Annotated in this window: 12 protein-coding genes and 3 riboswitches; of the genes, 8 read left to right on the forward strand and 4 right to left on the reverse strand. The window is 41.1% G+C overall.

All coding sequences use genetic code 11. The features are described 5' to 3' along the window. Positions 1–5: 5 nt before the first annotated feature. From HNR53_RS16565 to HNR53_RS16575, 3 genes are all read right to left on the reverse strand, one after another. Positions 6–581: a competence protein ComK gene (locus HNR53_RS16565; protein ID WP_184528026.1), complete on the reverse strand. Its 576-nt coding sequence runs from the start codon at positions 579–581 to the stop codon at positions 6–8. Positions 582–1,047: 466 nt separating this feature from the next. Further along, positions 1,048–1,725 (reverse strand): stalk domain-containing protein, encoded by a 678-nt coding sequence (locus HNR53_RS16570; RefSeq protein ID WP_184528028.1) that lies wholly within the window; start codon positions 1,723–1,725, stop codon positions 1,048–1,050. Positions 1,726–1,983: 258 nt separating this feature from the next. Continuing rightward, positions 1,984–2,559: a competence protein ComK gene (locus HNR53_RS16575; protein ID WP_184528030.1), complete on the reverse strand. Its 576-nt coding sequence runs from the start codon at positions 2,557–2,559 to the stop codon at positions 1,984–1,986. Between the two features lie 1,082 nt (positions 2,560–3,641). Between HNR53_RS16575 and HNR53_RS16580 the strand changes: the two genes are divergently transcribed. Further along, positions 3,642–4,502 carry a hypothetical protein gene (locus HNR53_RS16580; protein WP_184528031.1) on the forward strand — a complete coding sequence of 287 codons (861 nt, stop codon included), beginning with the start codon at positions 3,642–3,644 and terminating at the stop codon, positions 4,500–4,502. A 483-nt stretch (positions 4,503–4,985) separates the two neighbouring features. Then, on the forward strand, positions 4,986–6,311 hold the full coding sequence (locus HNR53_RS16585; RefSeq protein ID WP_184528033.1) for an MFS transporter: 1,326 nt from the start codon (positions 4,986–4,988) through the stop codon (positions 6,309–6,311). 136 nt (positions 6,312–6,447) lie between these two features. On the opposite strand, the gene HNR53_RS16590 is transcribed toward HNR53_RS16585, so the two are convergent. After that, positions 6,448–6,969: a zinc-ribbon domain-containing protein gene (locus HNR53_RS16590; RefSeq protein ID WP_221452364.1), complete on the reverse strand. Its 522-nt coding sequence runs from the start codon at positions 6,967–6,969 to the stop codon at positions 6,448–6,450. Positions 6,970–7,523: 554 nt separating this feature from the next. On the opposite strand from HNR53_RS16590, the gene HNR53_RS16595 reads away from it, so the two are divergent. The 6 genes from HNR53_RS16595 (at position 7,524) to glyA (ending at position 17,797) form a co-directional block, all read left to right on the forward strand. Beyond that, the gene (locus HNR53_RS16595) at positions 7,524–9,095 is read left to right on the forward strand and encodes an IS200/IS605 family accessory protein TnpB-related protein (RefSeq protein ID WP_184528037.1); all 1,572 of its coding nucleotides are present in this window, start codon (positions 7,524–7,526) and stop codon (positions 9,093–9,095) included. 245 nt (positions 9,096–9,340) lie between these two features. Beyond that, positions 9,341–10,996 carry a leucine-rich repeat domain-containing protein gene (locus tag HNR53_RS16600; protein ID WP_184528039.1) on the forward strand — a complete coding sequence of 552 codons (1,656 nt, stop codon included), beginning with the start codon at positions 9,341–9,343 and terminating at the stop codon, positions 10,994–10,996. A 215-nt stretch (positions 10,997–11,211) separates the two neighbouring features. Further along, on the forward strand, positions 11,212–12,135 hold the full coding sequence (locus HNR53_RS16605; protein ID WP_184528041.1) for a hypothetical protein: 924 nt from the start codon (positions 11,212–11,214) through the stop codon (positions 12,133–12,135). A 293-nt stretch (positions 12,136–12,428) separates the two neighbouring features. After that, positions 12,429–13,019, forward strand: coding sequence for a cyclodeaminase/cyclohydrolase family protein (locus HNR53_RS16610; protein ID WP_184528043.1), 591 nt, complete (start codon positions 12,429–12,431; stop codon positions 13,017–13,019). A gap of 361 nt (positions 13,020–13,380) precedes the next feature. Then, positions 13,381–13,483: riboswitch (glycine riboswitch) on the forward strand. 3 nt (positions 13,484–13,486) lie between these two features. Continuing rightward, positions 13,487–13,564, forward strand: a riboswitch (glycine riboswitch). A gap of 1,099 nt (positions 13,565–14,663) precedes the next feature. Beyond that, entirely contained in the window at positions 14,664–16,052 is a 1,389-nt protein-coding gene (locus tag HNR53_RS16615) for an amino acid permease (protein ID WP_184528045.1), read from the forward strand. A gap of 169 nt (positions 16,053–16,221) precedes the next feature. Continuing rightward, a riboswitch (glycine riboswitch) is annotated at positions 16,222–16,324 on the forward strand. 204 nt (positions 16,325–16,528) lie between these two features. Continuing rightward, positions 16,529–17,797 (forward strand): serine hydroxymethyltransferase, encoded by a 1,269-nt coding sequence (gene glyA / locus HNR53_RS16620; RefSeq protein WP_184528047.1) that lies wholly within the window; start codon positions 16,529–16,531, stop codon positions 17,795–17,797. Positions 17,798–18,179 lie beyond the last annotated feature (382 nt).

The raw sequence follows: 18,179 nt of genomic DNA on the forward strand, positions 1-18,179 counted from the left end.
CATCTTTACTTTTTCGCTTTTCCCTTCTGTTTGGCTGTGTAGTTGATCTGACCATTTTCTTTCACCAGCAGAAATCCGCTGTTTTCTTCTTCGTCACTGAGCAGGCTGATTTCCAGCCTTTGATTTTTTAATAGAGTGGCCCGCAGGAACATGGCCTCTTTTCGGAGCGTTTGCAGTTTAGCCGTTTTCATATCCACGATCAGTTCATGACCATCTGTGGTATAAACGATGGTTTGCTTTTTCTTGTAGGGCTCGATACGGACAATATGTGAGGCAACGATCCAAACCGTGCCGTCAAGATCGCCGGCTGCTTTGCATTGAATAAGGATCATGTTATGGCTTACCGATAACGCTACTGGCACATTGCATTTCCTTTTTAGATGAAAACGAGAGGAACTGAGCGCTCCTTCTAATGTACTTCCAACATTCAAGAAAGAAGCCCGGACAATCGTAAGCGGGGATTGGCGGACAAAAAAGTGCTTCTTTCCTTGAAGGACTCCGGAATATTCCTTTTCAAGGTGAAAATTTGAAAACACAGCAATGGTCTTGCGATTAAATAAATAGTCATCTCTCATATTCATATATGTTCCTCCCGTTGGTAGTTTATCGTTCATCCTAAGGCACCTGTTGGAGACTATGTTAAAAAGTGAGCATTCTCGCCTGAAAGCGGACAAAGATTTTCTTTCCTTTTAACCTTATTAGATCATGAAACCTAAAAATCTGCCACGCAATAAAGTATGCAAAAATTGGTTGAGGGCAAAACTTGGGGACGGTTTTCGCGCTTCCCTAATTATTCCCAGATAGGGATTAAGGGGCGGATGGACCTGAACTTGTCCTCTTGCTGTAGCCACGTCCCTTTAGATAGGGATATTCAAGGAGGGAGCGAGGGGGAAAGTGTCTAAATATTTTTGCCGCGCTTCTTTAGGTAGTATTTCCTAGGAAATAGAAACCACAGCAAAAAAGGAATCCGATGATCGACACATTCTAGATCATCGGATTCCTTTTTTTATTGGACTTTTTCAGAAGGCTCCAATTGCGTATTTTCCATTATTTCTGTACAGGAATATTATTAAATCGATAATCTTCGTACTCTGCTCCTAATACGATGTTGATTGTATTTGACGAAACAGGTTTAAAGAAAATCACTGATTGAGCCGTTACTCCAGGTTCAAGTGAATCAGATGCTTTCGGAACATCTTTGTCATAGTAGCGTTCAAAATTAAAATTAAGATCATAGTCATATTGCGTTCCGTTTGCGACGATTCTGCTTAGACCTTCAGCTGGCCTGATTTCTTTACTGGAGTTGTTCACATATGTAACATAGATTTTTAAAGAATCTGCATCCTGAACAACCTTATTAATGGTAACCGTCACCTTGTTGATGGTTTGTGTTGTTGCAGAAGGAGCAGGTGCAGGTGCTGGCTGTCCAGCTGAATGGATTTTTGCCGATTGGGTAGCTTGGTTATAATCAATTGTTGCTCCTAATAGATTGGATACTTCTCGTAACGGAATATAGGTCACTCCATTAGCATACCAAGAATCTGTTTTGACTGTCTTTCCATTCACTTCAAGGCCGATTCTGTTTTTGTGAATGTCTTCTCTTTCAACTGTTGCAGTAGTTCCCCGATTCGTGGTGTATTGGTTGATGATGGTGCCGGCATACACACCTACTCCCCCAAAAAGAACACTAACACATAGAAAACCAACCATTACTTTTTTTCTCATAGTTACATTTCACTCCTAGATGAATATTCCTTGGATCTTGGCTGTGTTTCCTTGCTAGTATTTCCCAAACTATTTATTTTTACTGTAGGTTACTTGTTCTTGAAAAAGTAATGGAGAAACCGGGGCTGGTTCCGAGTTTCCCTGGTTTTTACCAATTGGACCTCCCTTAAGGAGGGAACGGGTTCCAGGCATCAGCTCCCTCTTTCAAACGTAAGCTAAGATCGTCCCCGCTTGGGACAGAGCAGAAAACAACCATCCTTACTTTTTCACTATTCCCTTCTGTTTGGTCGTATAGTTCAACTGCCCATTTTCTTTCACAAGCAGAAACCCGCTGTTTTCTTCATCGTCATTGATTAGACCGTTTTGCATGGTTTGGCTTTTTAATAGAGCTGCGCGCAGGAATGGGGCCTCTTTTCGGATGTTTTGCAGTTTAGCTGTTTTCATATCTACGATCAGTTCATGGCCTTCTGTCGTATAAACGATGGTTTGATTTATCTTGTACGGCTCGATGCGGACAATATGTGAAGCAGCGATCCAGACCGTGCCGCCAAGATTGCCGGCTGCTTTGCATTGAATGAGGATGACATTATTACGTGCCGATAACGCGACCGGCACGTTGCATTTCTTGTTCAGGTGAAAACGAGAGGAGCGGAGCGCACCCTCTAATGAGCTTCCGACATGCTGGAAGGAAGTTTGGACAATCGTAAGCGGTGATTGACGGACAAAAAAGTGTTTCTTTCCTTGAAGAACTCCGGAATATTCATTCCCAAGGTGAAAATTTGAAAAAAGTGCCACAGTGTTGCAATTAAATAAATAGTCATTTCTCTTATGCATAATGATCCTCCCGTTGGTTGTTTCTTTTATAGGATAGGGACCAGTTTGAGATTGTTAAATAGTGAGCATGATCTGGAGGCGAAATGGTTCAACACCCTCGGAAGGTTCCTATGTATCATGATTACTAATGGATCTGCGAAAATGAAAACGTTTGCATTTATAGAGTGATGATGCGCCCATGACATTCTATTTCTTCAAAGCGGCATGTTCTTCATGATGGTCTGAATCGTACATCGATTCAGTTCTCTACAGTTGTTAGAATATGTACGTTGGTATTATATCACTCTGAGTTAAAATGGTAAATAATAACTATTAAAAAGTATAAAAATAGATATTTTATAGTTATTTAGAAATATACAAATAGCTTTTTGATAAACATTTTCTGATTTGTGCAGCCTGCATTCGCCACTGTATTCCCCTGAAAGTTTCCATTCGAACACTAAAACTCAAACAGGCAAAATGCCATTACTGCAAAAGAATCTAGCTTTGGAATTTTTTTAAAAAGAAGAGCCTGTTTGTAACCTCGTGAAGGTAAAACATTTTTTTCTCGGGTATCTTTACTGTAACTGAACTGAAAAATGAGGTCGAAAGTCAGAAAATTTATTTCCCTACCGCGAAATGTAATTTCCCGGGCACAAAACAGTGTTTTGTGAGTAGAAACCGCTGTTTTGTAGGCGGCAATTGAGAAATGGTTCTCTTTTTAAACATAAGTGAAGCTTGCCCCGTTTGGTGAAAACGGGGCTGTATCGATTTGGTTTCCTTGTTTTGATTCCATTGCGGAAGTCCTGTTTGTTTTCTCCCCGGCTGCCTGATCTGGTATTTCTTTTACATGAATGAAAATAGTGCTCAAAACTCGTTTTGTGGCATCGAAATGCACGGGAAATAACGGGAAATAGAGTTTGGAGGGTGGGTAATGAAGATTCGAGCCTGTGAAAGCATGTTTGGACCAGTCGCTTTCATTGATTATTCTCGTTATGGTAAAGAGGCCAGGGAGGAAAAGCTTATTCTCTTAGCATGAACTATTAAGTGGGAAAGATTAGGGAAACGGGAGAACCGTCCCCGCGTTTCGGAGGTGTAAGGATATGAGTCTTAAATCAGGTGCAATGGAACAGTATAGGGAGTATTCGCCATTTTCATCATTGGCGGAGTTCAATCGTGATATGGAAAAATGGATGGCTGAGCATAAGAAAGATTTTTCAAAAGGGGAGTTAATGGGATTAAAACGGCTGGTTCGTTTTGCAGCGAAGATACCAGGGGTCTGCCATGCCAAAATCGGCACGGTACTGAAAGCGATCCATGATGAATACGATGGCAGCGGTATTTCCCGTTCTACTTTTAAAAGAATGCTAGTGAAGGCAAAGAAGCTTGGCATGATGACCATTTATGAAACTGAACGAAAAAATGGTTCACAATCCAGCAATCTGTATGTGTTTTCTCCTTTTCCAAACCATGAACTACCCAAGGAGGAAAAATTGAACTGCCCTATTGAAACTAGCAATCCTTCTGAAATTAAAAATATAAAAGATCTAAATAAACGTAAAGATGAACCGATTCGGCTCGATCACAGCTATACTAGCGACGATGTTCCAAAACCTTTTGTGCAGCTCGTTAAATGCTTTTTCAATGATGCCAAGACCATTGAAGAATTTTGGAGAATGACGAGAATCGCAGCGTACAACTATAACAGTGAAAACGAGACGGAATTCATTCTGACAACAGCCATCGATTCTATTAAGCAGCTCGTGAGAACTATCAAAACAAAGAAAATCCATAAACCGGTAGCCTATTATTACGGCATCATTTCTCAAAAGCTGCACGAACACCTTTATCGGGAAAGGTGTGAGATCAGTATTGAGTTTGAAGGCTACAGTGGAGAACGCCCATACAACAACTACTACGAAAACCTAGCCGGATTTCTCATTGAACAAGGGGTAATCGCCTGAAACAGGGGGACGGTTCTCGGCGGGTCACGGGGACAGGTCCCTTGTCCCGTTCAAGCAGCAGGGGACAGAGAACCTGTCCCTCTGTCCCCATGAGCTCAAAACAAATAATAACTATGGGGAAATTAAATATATTAAAAATATTTTCGATATAATAAAAAAAAGTAATGGTATCCATGTTTTTCCTTTTTTATTTTTTATATTCGCTATAAAACATTACTGAAATAGCAGTTTTATCAGGTTTTTTTTAGAAAAGAAAATTAAATAATTTAAATATTAATTATTTTCAAAAAATACATTGTGCAATTCTAAGATATAAATTAAAATCATCTTAGAATTAATGTAAAAAACCGGTATTTATATTGATTCTAATGCTCTCTAGGTATTCTACTTATTTTTCTAGTTATTATGAAAACGATCTTTTGAAAAGTAACGATGTATTGAAGTCTGGTAGTTTGGATCTTTATTAAAAAGGAGGAGTTTTGCATGAATGCAATTAGCAATAAATCTGAAGTGGCTAAAGAGGATTTAATAGACAAAAAGACTAGAATGAGAGCGCTGATTGCGAGTGCGGTTGGAAGCTCGGTAGAGTGGTTTGATTTCTTCCTATATGGAACGATGGCCGCTTTAGTTTTTAATACGCTCTTTTTTCCAAGCGCTGATCCCTATGTTAGTATGATGCTATCTTATGTATCTTTTGCGTTAGCGTTCCTTGTTCGTCCGATTGGCGGCATTATTTTTAGTCATATTGGAGATAAGATTGGCCGTAAGAAAACGCTTATTATTACTTTATCGTTGATGGGATTTTCGACTGTTGCCATGGGGCTTTTACCAAATTATGAAACAGTTGGTCTATGGGCACCAGTATTACTTATCACATTAAGGCTTGTGCAAGGACTATCACTTGGTGGTGAATGGGGTGGCGGTATTTTACTTGCGGTTGAATATTCACCTAAAAAGAAACGTGGCTTTTACGGAAGTATTCCGCAGATCGGTGCGATGATTGGTTTAAGTTTAGCATCCCTTTTCTCATCCGTTTTAACAACTGTTCTTACTGAAGAGCAATTTTTAAGCTTTGGCTGGAGAATACCATTCATCCTTAGTATTTTCATCGTTGTCTTTGGTTTATGGATTCGAAAAGGAATTGGTGAAACCCCTTCATTCCAAAAGGTTGCTGAATCTGGAGAAACGGTAAAAGTTCCACTTTTTGAAACACTTACAAAGCATTGGAAAGCTGTATTAACAACAATTGGTGCTAAGTTTATTGAAACGTCTACATTCTTTATTTTTGCAACATTTACAATCTCCTATGCCGTTGGTACGGTAGGATATGATAAAACAGTTGCATTGAACGCTGTTTTAATTGCTGCGATTGTTGCGATCCCAGCTATGATGATCTCTGGTGCACTTTCAGACCGTATCGGCAGGAAAAAGATGTATGTCGCTGGTACAGTCGCCATTATACTCTATGCTATCCCTTACTTCTGGTTAATTTCATTAAAAACTACTTTTGCGCTAACAATAGCGATTGTCATTGGTTTTGGTATTATATGGCCAATGTTCGGAGCCGTTTTAGGAGCATTATTCGCAGAAAGTTTCAGTGCAAATATTCGCTATACAGGGATTTCGTTAGGCTATATGATCGGAGCCGCTTTAGTGGGTGGTCCAGCGCCGCTTATCGCAACTGCTTTACTGGCAAAATACAATAATAGCTATATCCCAGTTGGGCTATTTATTATTGTGGCTGGTTTCATCTCCTTAATTGCCATGGCGTTTACGAAAGATAGAACGGGCAGGGACTTGGATGATTGATTTATAGAAACAGGGGGACGGTTCTCGCGTTTCCCTAATTAATTCCAAATGATAGTTTGAGAGCGATAAGGGACACGGGGACAAGTCCCTTGTCCCGTTCAAGCAACATGGGACAGGGAACCCTCTGTCCCCCACCCTATTCATCATTCCTGGATTCGTCCTCGATAATATCCCCCGATAATGCGGCAATTGCCGCAATACGCTTCTCTTTATCTAATTCTACAAACTCAGACAAAATGGAGGAAATTGCTTCATTTTTATCCCCAGCGTCTTTGTAAAGCAAGTTACAATAACGAATAATTTCGGCCGCAGTTGGTGTGGATATATCCGGATAATTCTCCTGCATAAAATCAGTCACAAGAGTTACCTTTTCTTGTTTTGTCAGCTCACCCCATTTTGCAAATGCCACATCCTTATTAAAAGGGTCAAAAATCAAATAAATAGCAGCAAGTAAAAGAACCAAACCAGACAAAAAATACACACGCCAATTGACTCTCTTAAACTTTATTTTATTGGAGTCTGAAGAATTCCTATCTGATATGCTCGATTTATTTTGACGTGAAGCATAGTCTTGATCAATCCTCGCCCCACAACTCGCACAGAACGGCTTCGTACTATCTATCTGCTCACCGCAATTTGAACAAAATGCCATACCCATTTCTCCTTTTCTGAACATCGAAACGATGCATACTCCAACAGATGTCACATGGTTGTGGTTTTTATTTTAGTCTATTTATAGAATCATGAAAAGGGGCTTAAAGGGACAGGTTCCGTCTCGAAACATGGGGACGGTTCTTGTGTTTCCCTAATATATTCCAGTTAACTAGTTCGAGAGTATAGTACTCTATTTTCCAATGGTGTTAGGCTTACATAACGTACATTTCCCGTAAAGTATTTTTACAATAGAATATCCTCTAATTCATCACTCATCGAAATTTCTATTGAAACCAATTCTCTGTCTCATGCCATTCTCTTCAAGCTGATAGAAAGATTTATCCCATATTAAACGGAAATGGTAAAAATTGGTGAAATATCAAGAAACCCCTACGTTTCTCCATTATTTGGGAATATACTGTAGTAAAGGAGGTTGTAACTGCTTCAAAAAAACTACTAAATTGTAACAAAACATTCAAAAAAACTCCGTTAGTTCTCATTGTAAATCGAACATATATTCGTTATGATAAATTAAAACCAGTATACGAGGTGTTTACGATGAAAATCACTCGAATCTGTTTATTAGAAACGAATCATAATGAAGAAATCGGTCATCTCAATGAATTGATGAGAACTTGGTGCTCGGCTTTGCGATTTTCCTTTAATCGTTTATTAGAAGGAGAAAACTTTGGCGATGTCATCAAAATCGTTCAACAAAAGTTTCGTTTAAACAAGCGATACGCAGAAGATGCTGTTTTGCAAGCCCAAGCTGTTTTCACAAGCCAGAAAGAATTGCTGCCTATCCGTTTAGAGGGAGTGCAGGCGAAAATTCAAAAAACCGTTCGAAAAATGGAAGATTATCAAACAGGTAAAAAAAGACCAAAGAAAGTTCCAATCGATACCTGTTTAGTCGGTTTACAAGCTCGTCTAGATAAACTTCAAGAGAAGGAATCTGTCCTGTTAAAACACGACGAACAGGGAACCATTCCAACGGTTATTTTCGGAGGCAAGAAAAACTTTTATCATCGATTGAAGAATCAGATTTCATCAAAAGAATGGAAAGAACTTCGTGCGAATACCCTATACTCCCGTGGGGATCGATCAAAGAAGGGAAATTTAAACACAAGAATAGTGTGGGATGAAGCAGAAAACCAATTTTATTTGGAAGTGGCTAACCCTCTTCTGAAAAAGGAAGAGGCGAAAAATAGTCCTCGGCTTCGTTTTCAAGTCTATATTCCGGATAAATATTTTGCGGAAATCATCCAGATCGTTCTCCCAAATGTTGTCGGAACAACGCCGAAAGGAAAAGATATAGAGGAATTTCAAGTATACTCCATTGAAATCAAACGAAAAGGGAAAAAATATTATGTTCACCTCACGTATGACCTTAAAACCTTTGGTTCCGAATTAACATGGAGCGAAAAAATCACATCTGATAGGATGGCGGGGATTGATGTTAACATTGACAGAATTGCCGTTACAATATTAACAAAAGAAGGTCGTTTCTTGGAGTCTAAAACGTTCTATTGCCATGAAATGGAGTATGTAAAAAGGAATAGAAGGACTAATATTGCGGGAGAAACCGCAAAAGAGGTCATTTCCTATTTATTACAATGGAATGTTGGAGCCTTTGTATTAGAAGATCTTAAGTTTAAACAAGACCAAGATACAAATAAGAGGTTTAATCGTCTTGTCCATTCTTTCGCAAAAAATAAGATGCAAAAGGCTCTTATTTCCAGAGGGTTGAAATATGGATTCAAAATAAAAAAGGTCAACCCAGCCTATACGTCGGTGATTGGTCGATTCAAGTATTCCAAAATGTATGGCCTGTCCGTTCATGAGGCTGCTTCATTCGTGATTGGGAGAAGAGGTCTAGGTTTTGAAGAAAAAATTCCGAAGGAACTCATCCATCAACTCCGCTCTTTAGTCAAGCCTATGTTGATTCAAATTCTTGGGTCAATGGAAGAATCCGAGAAACAATCAACCCATGGAAAACAGAGGAGAAAGTGGATAGCCATATTGTTAAAAAACATAGAGGACTTTAAAAATAACCATAGTTGGAAACTATGGAATGTCATCCACAAAACATTTCTTGTCAAGAACCAAGAATTACAATTAAAGGAGGTGTAATCCTGATTACAAAATTCTTGCGGAAGTCTGACCAATAGAAGGAATGGTCTTTCGCAATCGCCAGCTCTAACAGAGCACCGCAGGTCGTCCTGGACAGTAGGTTCACGACAAGGGTTCGAGTCCTTTCCTGACGGAGTGATGTGAGAATCGTCAGGGCATGTCCCTTTTTCTTGGTTCGGGGGCGAATCGTGACTATTTGAAAACTTTTAATAGTTTTTAATAGATTTTTGTAACCAGGAAGTCTAATGAAGAAGTTAACGAGTTTAGTCCTTTTTGTGTTGGTCATGGGTCTTGTTACTCCGATTAATGGTCAAGCCGCAAGTGGATTTAAGGATGTTTCAGCAAGCTATACTTTTTATGATGAGGTTCTCTATCTCTCAGGAAAGGGAGTGATTTCGGGTTACGCGGATGGCACATTTAAACCGAATATAACAGTCACCCGGGCACAAGCAGCCATGATGCTCGGCCGTGCTTTGAACTTAAACGGTGAACCAAGGAATACGAAATTTAAGGATGTCACGGCGTATGTGACGGGCTCAGGATATATTGCGGCAGCTGTTGAAAAAGGGATTATCAGCGGATATGCGGATGGAACCTACCGCCCATACGATTCTGTCACCCGTGGGCAGATGGCGATCTTTTTGAACCGGGCATTTTCCTTAACACAGGGGAATGTGAATGGTTTTTCCGATATCACTGCCAAAATTGCCGCCTATCAATCTATTTTGAATGTGTCTGCCAATGGAATTGCCAGCGGATATGCGGATGGGACGTATCGCCCTAATCTAGCGGTGACTCGCGGACAGTTTTCGGCATTTATGGCACGAACATTGGAGCCATCTTTTCGCGCGGGAATGGTTTATTTTTCTGATAAAAATTTTGAAAAGGTGATAAGAGAAACACTCAACAAACCAGCGGGAAACATCACAGCTGCCGATATGAGCAGCATTAATAAAATTGAAGCCAAAGGATATGCTATTAAGAGTGTATCAGGGATTGAACATGCGAAAAATCTAACGTATCTTGATTTACGTGAAAACGAAATCAGTGATATTAGTAGATTAACTGAGTTAACCAAGCTGAGAGTGCTTCATTTACCTTTCAATCAGATTAGTGATATCAGTGCATTAGCTGGATTGGCCAAGCTTGAAATTGTTGATTTATCCTACAATCGCATCCGTGATGTTCGTGCTTTGAACGGTTTAACAGAGATTCATGCGCTCAATTTATCCGCTAACGGTATAAACGATATCAGTGCTTTGAGCAGATTGACCAAACTGATTGATCTTAAATTAGCTGCCAATGGTATAAGCGATATCAGTGCTTTGAGCAAATTCAACACTCTTTATACGCTTAATTTAACCTATAACAACATCAGTGATATCAGCGCATTAAGCGGATTAAACACCCTGCAGGATCTTGCTTTAACCGGCAATCAAATAAGCGATATCCGTGCTCTAAGGGGCCTAACCAATCTTTACGCCCTCCGTCTTGATATTAATAAAATAAATGATATCGGCGCCCTAAGTGGATTAACTAAACTTACAACATTAAATGTAAGTGTCAACGAATTTAGTGATATTCGTGCCTTAAGCAGTTTAACCAAGCTTGAGGATTTGAGTCTAGGTGGAAATGAATTAGATGATATCCGTGCATTGGGCAGCTTAATCAATCTTACAAAGCTCGATTTATCCTTAACCGGAATCAGCGATATCAGCTCCTTAAGCAAATTAATCAAGCTGCAATATGTTTATTTATCCGGCAACAAAATAAGCGATATCACTCCGTTAAGCCAACACCCGGATCTTATTTATATTAATTTAACAGATAATGAACTGAATTCAGAATCGCAAGACGTAATAAAAGATCTAAATGCACGCGAAGTAATCGTTTTTTATTAAAAGGTGGGACGAGGGGGCAGGCCTCGTCCTTGCATAGGGAATAAATTATGAACTATGGGGAGGGACGCTTGCTTCCCTTTCCAGTTAGTGACAAAATGGAATTAAAGATATGGAAGAAGTGGGCTTACCCGGATCATCATCGCTTTCAAACAATCCATTGGAGTAAATGAGGGAAACAGGAGAACCGACCCCTGTTTCACACTGGAGGGAATAGCATGAAAAGAATTCTTGTATTGGTCGTCCTTTTAATAGTAAGCGCTTTCCTATTTGGCTGTACAAACAGTGTAAAGACTTCTCAGAATGAAAAACCGCAGAAGGAGGAGCCGCAGCAAAATGTTGAAACTGACCAGGAAATGATTAAAAACCTGGTAAAGAAATTCGGCGGGAAATTGCAAAACGTTTCGCTGCTCGCCCCGCAGGACGTTTTGGTCAAGAGCTTAGAGGAAAACTATGCTGATTTTGTGGCCCCAGCACTTCTTGAAGAATGGAAAAAGAATCCGCAAAAGGCACCGGGACGGATGGTCTCAAGCCCATGGCCGGATAGGATAGAGATAAGTGCTATTGAAAAGACAACGAAAAATGAATATAAAGTGCAAGGTGAAATCATTGAAATAACCAGCGTGGAGGAGGAAAAAGGGGGAGCCGCTGCCAAACAGGCAATTTCTCTTATTGTAAAAAAAGTAAATGGGAACTGGCTGATTAACGAAGTGACGCTGGAAGCCAGAGCAGAAGAAACAAATGCAGTTGTCTATAAGAACACCCAGTATGGTTTTAATTTTACATTACCAGAAACCTGGCGGGGATACAGTATTGTGAATGATTCCTGGGAGGGAATGAGCATCAGTGGTTCCGAGGAGCAAGGGGTTGCAGCAACCGGTCCTATTATTCTAATCAGACATCCGCAATGGACCAGTGAAAACCCGCGTCAGGATATTCCGATCATGATCCTCACCGTTGCCCAGTGGAACTCTATGCAAAATGAGGAATTTCATATTGGTGCAGCACCTATCGGACCAAAAGAACTCGGCCGCAATACAAACTATGTCTTTGCACTCCCGGCCCGCTACAACTACGCATTTCCAACAGGCTTTGAAGAAGTAGAAGACATACTAAACAACAACCCCCTGCAGCCTTTTTAATGCAGGGGTTTTTCAAAACATGGGCAAAACATGGGGACGGTTCTCGCGTTTCCCTAATTACTTCCAGTTGTAGGACACGGGGACAGGTACCGCCTCTGCAGCATGGCCAGAAACCTGTCCCGTCGCCCCTTCCTCTACCTTCGCAAAAAAGTTGCCGCCTTTGGGCATACTACTCCTATAATACTCCTATTTTGTTTTTCGTGATGGTTTTAGGGATCGTTTCTTAATTTGGAAGGGAAGCACCACTCCGGGAGGTAAAACCCCATACTTCTTATCAGAAGGAGAAGATTGATTTGGAAAGTGCCGGGCATATGGAATTGGATGAATTTCTTGAAAAATTGGCTTCACCGGACTTCCCGAGTCCCGCAAGCGGAAGCGCTATCGCCATGGTAGCGGCTATAGCGGCAGCTATTTTGGAGATGTCTTGTAAAGCGACAATAAAGAAGGGCGGGGAAGACCTGCCGATATCGTTACATACTATTGAAGAAACACGCCATCAATGTCTTTCGCTTGCAACGAAGGATATGGAGAAACTTGCTGAGGTGCTTCGTTTAACTAAATGCAAGGAGGATTCCCCTGGTAAGTATGAAGTTGCCATGAAAAATGCAACAGATACATTTGTTTCTTTAATAGCAAAATGTGAGATTATATTAACCCAGACCGAGCGATTCATTCATCGTTCCAGTAAGAAGGTTTATGGGGAGCTGGCGAACAGTGCCTATATGGCGGAAGCGGCTGCTGTTTCTGCAAAACTTGGAGTGGAATCCAATCTTTTGCTATTGCAGGATGAAATCTATAAAGAAAATACCCGCACCATTATTCGTGAAAGATGCAGAAATTGTGTTGAAACCAGAAAGCGTATTATTGAGATAATCGAGAGCTAACCGATTTGTGGGTCTGTTCCTTGTAGGGACACGGGTTCAGGTACTTTGTCCTGTTTAAGCAATATGGGGCAGGGAACCTGTCACCCTGTCCCTTTGTTGGAATAAATTAGGGAAACAGGAGGACCGTCCCCTTGTTTTGCAAAAAAATTTAAATAATTTTAAAAAAATGTATTTATCTTTCAGAATATTTACAATATAATGAATGTAAGCGGTTCACATTAGAGGAATTATATCAGGCGAGGTTATCAAACCATTAAACAATTTAGTGGATACAAAATATCATGTTAGATAATGTTACACGAATGGTTTGGAATTTATGACAATATGTTAATCTAAACAAACAAAACTACATAACTAGCGATTGATGATATTGGGAGAGAGCGATGCCTATCGCCGCCGAAGGAGAAAATTCCAAAAAGACCATTGGAAACAAACTCTCAGGTAAAAAGGACCAATATCGGACGCAGCTCTGGAGAGTGCAAATTTATTGCCACCAAAGGGGACCCGCTATTTTGCGGGAGAATCTTTCAGGTAAAAGGACAGAGAAGGGAATCTACCCTTCTTCTGTCCTTTTTTTGTTAACTTTCATTGTTGGATTTAGCCTTATGTCTATCGCGTGAAGGGGTTTTACTTGGGTATAAGAAACGGAGTGAATCCATTAATAGAAGGCCTTAAAAGGAAAGGATGGGCCAGGAAACGAGAAAAGCTTTCTAATAGAAGGTCCCAAAAGGACAGGGTGAGCCGGGAAACGAGAAAAGCTGTCTAATAGAAGGCCCCAAAAGGACAGGATGAGCCAGGAAATCAGAAAAGCTGTCTAATAGAAGGTCCCAAAAGGACAGGGAGAGCCCGGAAATCAGAAAAGCTGTCTAATAGGAGGCTCCAAAAGGACAGGATGAGCGAGGAAACGAGAAAAGCTGTCTAATAGAAGGCCCCAAAAGGACAGGCTGAACCGGGAAATCAGAAAAGCTGTCTAATAGAAGGCCCCAAAAGGACAGGATGAGTCAGGAAATCAGAAAAGCTGTCTAATAGAAGGCCCCAAAAGGACAGGATGAGTCAGGGAACGAGAAAAGCTGTCTAATAGAAGGCTCCAAAAGGACAGGATGAGCCGGGAAATCAGAAAAGCCGTCTAATAGAAGGTCCCAAAAGGACAGGGTGAGCCAGGGAATCAGAAAAGCTGTCTAATAGAAGGTCCCAAAAGGACAGGGTGAGCCGGGAAACGAGAAAAGCTGTCTAATAGGAGGCCTCAAAAGGACAGGGTGAGCCGGGAAATCAGAAAAGCTGTCTAATAGAAGGCCCCAAAAGGACAGGGTGAGCCAGGAAATCAGAAAAGCTGTCTAATAGGAGGCCTCAAAAGGACAGGGTGAGCCGGGAAATCAGAAAAGCTGTCTAATAGAAGGCCCCAAAAGGACAGGATGAGCCAGAAAACGGGAAAAGCTGTCTAATAGAAGGCTCCAAAAGGACAGGGTGAGCCAGGGAATCAGAAAAGCTGTCTAATAGAAGGTCCCAACAAACGGGACAAGGGACCTGTCCCCCTGTCCCACTTTAAGGAGGTGATGGTAGAGACGGCAATTTAATGAAAACTAGTTATCCAGATTCAAATCTATAAAAAATTCTTAAAACTCTAAAGTGGAAAGAGGGAAGTCGATGCAGGAACAGAAACTGGAAAGAGGCCTGAAAAACAGGCACGTACAACTCATTGCTATTGGCGGCGCAATTGGAACAGGGTTATTTCTTGGAGCCGGTAAATCGATTCATTTAGCTGGACCATCCATTTTATTTGCCTACCTGATTACAGGGATCATTTGCTTTTTAATCATGCGTGCCCTCGGGGAACTGTTATTAAGCAATTTGAATTATCACTCTTTTGTAGACTTTGTCAGAGATTATTTAGGTGATATGGCAGCATTTATAACAGGCTGGACTTACTGGTTCTGTTGGATTTCCATCGCCATGGCAGACTTAACAGCCGTTGGTCTCTATACTCAGTATTGGTTTCCTAGTGTACCGCAGTGGATGCCGGGATTAATCGCGCTTGTCATTTTATTATGTATGAACCTGGCCACTGTGAAACTTTTTGGAGAAATGGAATTCTGGTTCGCGTTAATTAAAGTTATCGCGATTGTCACATTAATTGTCGTCGGAGTTTTTATGATTATCAAAGGGTTTTCGACCAATTCAGGCCCGGCTAGTTTCACCAATCTATGGGGACATGGCGGCATGCTTCCAAATGGCATGAATGGCTTTATTCTCTCCTTCCAAATGGTTGTATTTGCCTTTGTTGGCATTGAACTGGTAGGACTTACTGCAGGTGAAACGAAAGATCCGGAAAAGGTTATCCCAAAAGCCATCAATAGTATTCCGATTCGGGTTTTAATTTTCTACATTGGCGCCCTTATTGTCATTATGAGTGTCTATCCATGGAACTCCATCATTCCAACGGAAAGCCCATTCGTTCAAGTCTTTGTTGCCGTCGGTATTGCGGCAGCCGCTGGTATTGTTAACTTTGTCGTTCTCACCTCTGCGGCTTCTGCATGTAACAGTGCTATCTTTAGTACAAGCCGGATGGTCTATTCACTGGCAAAAGATAAGAATGCATCTGTGAAGCTGGCAAAATTGAATCAACGGAAGGTCCCGTCCAATGCATTGTTCTTTTCAGCTGCTGTCATTTTAGCCGCTGTTATTTTGAACTATGTGATGCCAGAAGGAGTATTTACACTGATTACCAGTATTTCTACGGTTTGTTTCATCTTTATTTGGGGGATTACGGTCGTCAGCCATTTGAAATACCGTAAAACAAGACCCGAGCTGGCGAAGGTGAATAAATTTAAATTACCGCTTTATCCGTTTTCCAATTATTTAATCCTGACTTTCCTAGCGTTTGTCCTTGTCGTGCTCGCTCTTGCGGAAGATACCCGAGTAGCCCTATTTGTCACCCCTGTCTGGTTTATTATGCTGATTGCTGTTTATAAGACACGGAAAGCAAATGGGAAACAGGCCGAACAATCAGAAGAGGAAGAGGAAATGTTAGGGTGAAATATATCCGTCAATAAACGGGCAATAATGATGAAGATATTTTGCTATAACATATATGGGTGAACTTCATCCATATATGTGAAATGGAAATTTTTATTAAAAAAAGAAAAGAGATTGACATCCACTTACTTTCGTACTAATCTAAAAATTGAAAATACAATAAGAGCGGATGACGGTTGTGGGAGAGCGCAAAGCAAAAAGCCACCGAAGGAGCAAGTTCCAAAAAGACCCTTGGAACCAATCTCTCAGGTAGATAGAACCACAACTGGACGCACCTCTGGAGAGAGCGAACACTGTAATCGTACGCCACCAAAGGGGAAGACTCTAGGAACACTAGAGTTAAACTCTCAGGTAAAAGGACAGAGAAGGGTAGAGAACGCTGGCTGCCCTTTTCTGTCCTTTTTTGTGTACAAAAAAGGTAGTTGCATGGTATTCAGCAAAAAGCAGGTTCGTAACCAAGAGGGAGGAATTTTAACATGGGATTACAACAAAATGATGCAGCTATTTTTGAGGCTATTGAAAAAGAGAGAAATCGTCAACATCAAACACTGGAGTTGATTGCATCAGAAAACTTCGTCAGCGAAGATGTTCTAGAGGCAATGGGCAGTGTGATGACAAATAAATATGCGGAGGGCTATCCAGGTAAGCGCTACTATGGGGGCTGCGAGTTCGTCGATGTCGCAGAACAAGAAGCGATTGCCCGCTTAACCAAACTGTTTGGTGCCAAGTACGCCAATGTTCAGCCGCACTCAGGGGCAACAGCCAATTTCGCCGTATTCTTCGCCTTGCTTCAGCCTGGTGATAAAGTGATGGGGATGAACCTTTCACAAGGCGGGCACTTAACTCACGGAAGTCCTGTAAGCGTTTCAGGGAAATGGTTTGAGATTGTGTCCTATGGGGTAAGCGAAGATACGCAATTAATTGATTACGATGAGCTGGAGAAACTAGCGCAAAAAGAAAGACCTAAATTAATTATTGCCGGTGCAAGTGCCTATCCAAGGGTGATTGACTTCGCTCGTTTTCGCGCCATTGCCGATCAAGTTGGAGCAAAACTGATGGTCGATATGGCTCATATTGCCGGACTTGTTGCCGCGGGTCTTCATCCATCACCAATTCCATATGCAGATGTCGTGACAAGCACAACGCATAAGACACTGCGAGGACCGCGCGGCGGAATTATTTTAACAAACGATGAAGAGATTGCTAAAGCGATTAATAAGTCTGTATTCCCGGGAATTCAGGGCGGACCGTTAATGCACATCATTGCAGCGAAAGCGGTGGCATTTAATGAAGCCTTGCAGCCAAGTTTTAAGGAATATGCCCAGCAAGTCATCGATAACGCTTGGACGCTCGGCGAAACATTAAAGAAAGAAGGCGCAACCCTCGTCTCCGGCGGTACGGATAATCATATTGTCCTCTTAGATTTACGTCCATGGAACCTAACAGGAAAAGAAGCAGAAAAGCTATTAGAAGAAGCTGGAATTACGGTCAATAAAAACACGATCCCATTTGATCCGCAAAGCCCATTTGTAACAAGCGGTATCCGTATGGGAACAGCGGCTTTAACCACCCGCGGCATGAAGCAGGAGGAAATGGTAAAAATCGGTCAAATCATAGCTGCTGTGCTAAAAAGCAACGGAGACCAAGACGTTTTAGCTAGAGCAAAAGAAACAACGAAGACCATTTGCCAGGCATTTCCACTATTCCAAAAAGGAAACAAGGGGACGGTTCTCGCGTTTTCCTAAATCATGCCAGTCGGAAAACGAGGGGGCGGTTCCTGCGTTTCCCTCAAAAATTCCAATCATGATTGGTTTTCAATGCTTGCTGCTGGTCAAAATTTGTCCAATCGACCTTTCTTAGCATTTATTATTGTAGGAATGTTAAAACTAAAACAGGGGAGCAGTTCTGCCGCCCCCCTGATTTTTACCAGAGAGAAGGACTTGAGCAGATAATTGTTGTTGATCCTTCATCTGTTCTGTGTGTTTGGCTTCACTGTGTTACTTATATCCTAGTAAAAACCTCATACAAACAAGACTTATATCAATAATAAAAATTAACAGAGTAATTTTTCGAAAATTATAGCGCGATAATGAAATTAATTATAGAATGTGAATAAAGAATCATTAA

It is taken from the genome of Bacillus benzoevorans (genome assembly GCF_014207535.1).
GTDB classification, from domain to species: domain Bacteria; phylum Bacillota; class Bacilli; order Bacillales; family Cytobacillaceae; genus Bacillus_BD; species Bacillus_BD benzoevorans.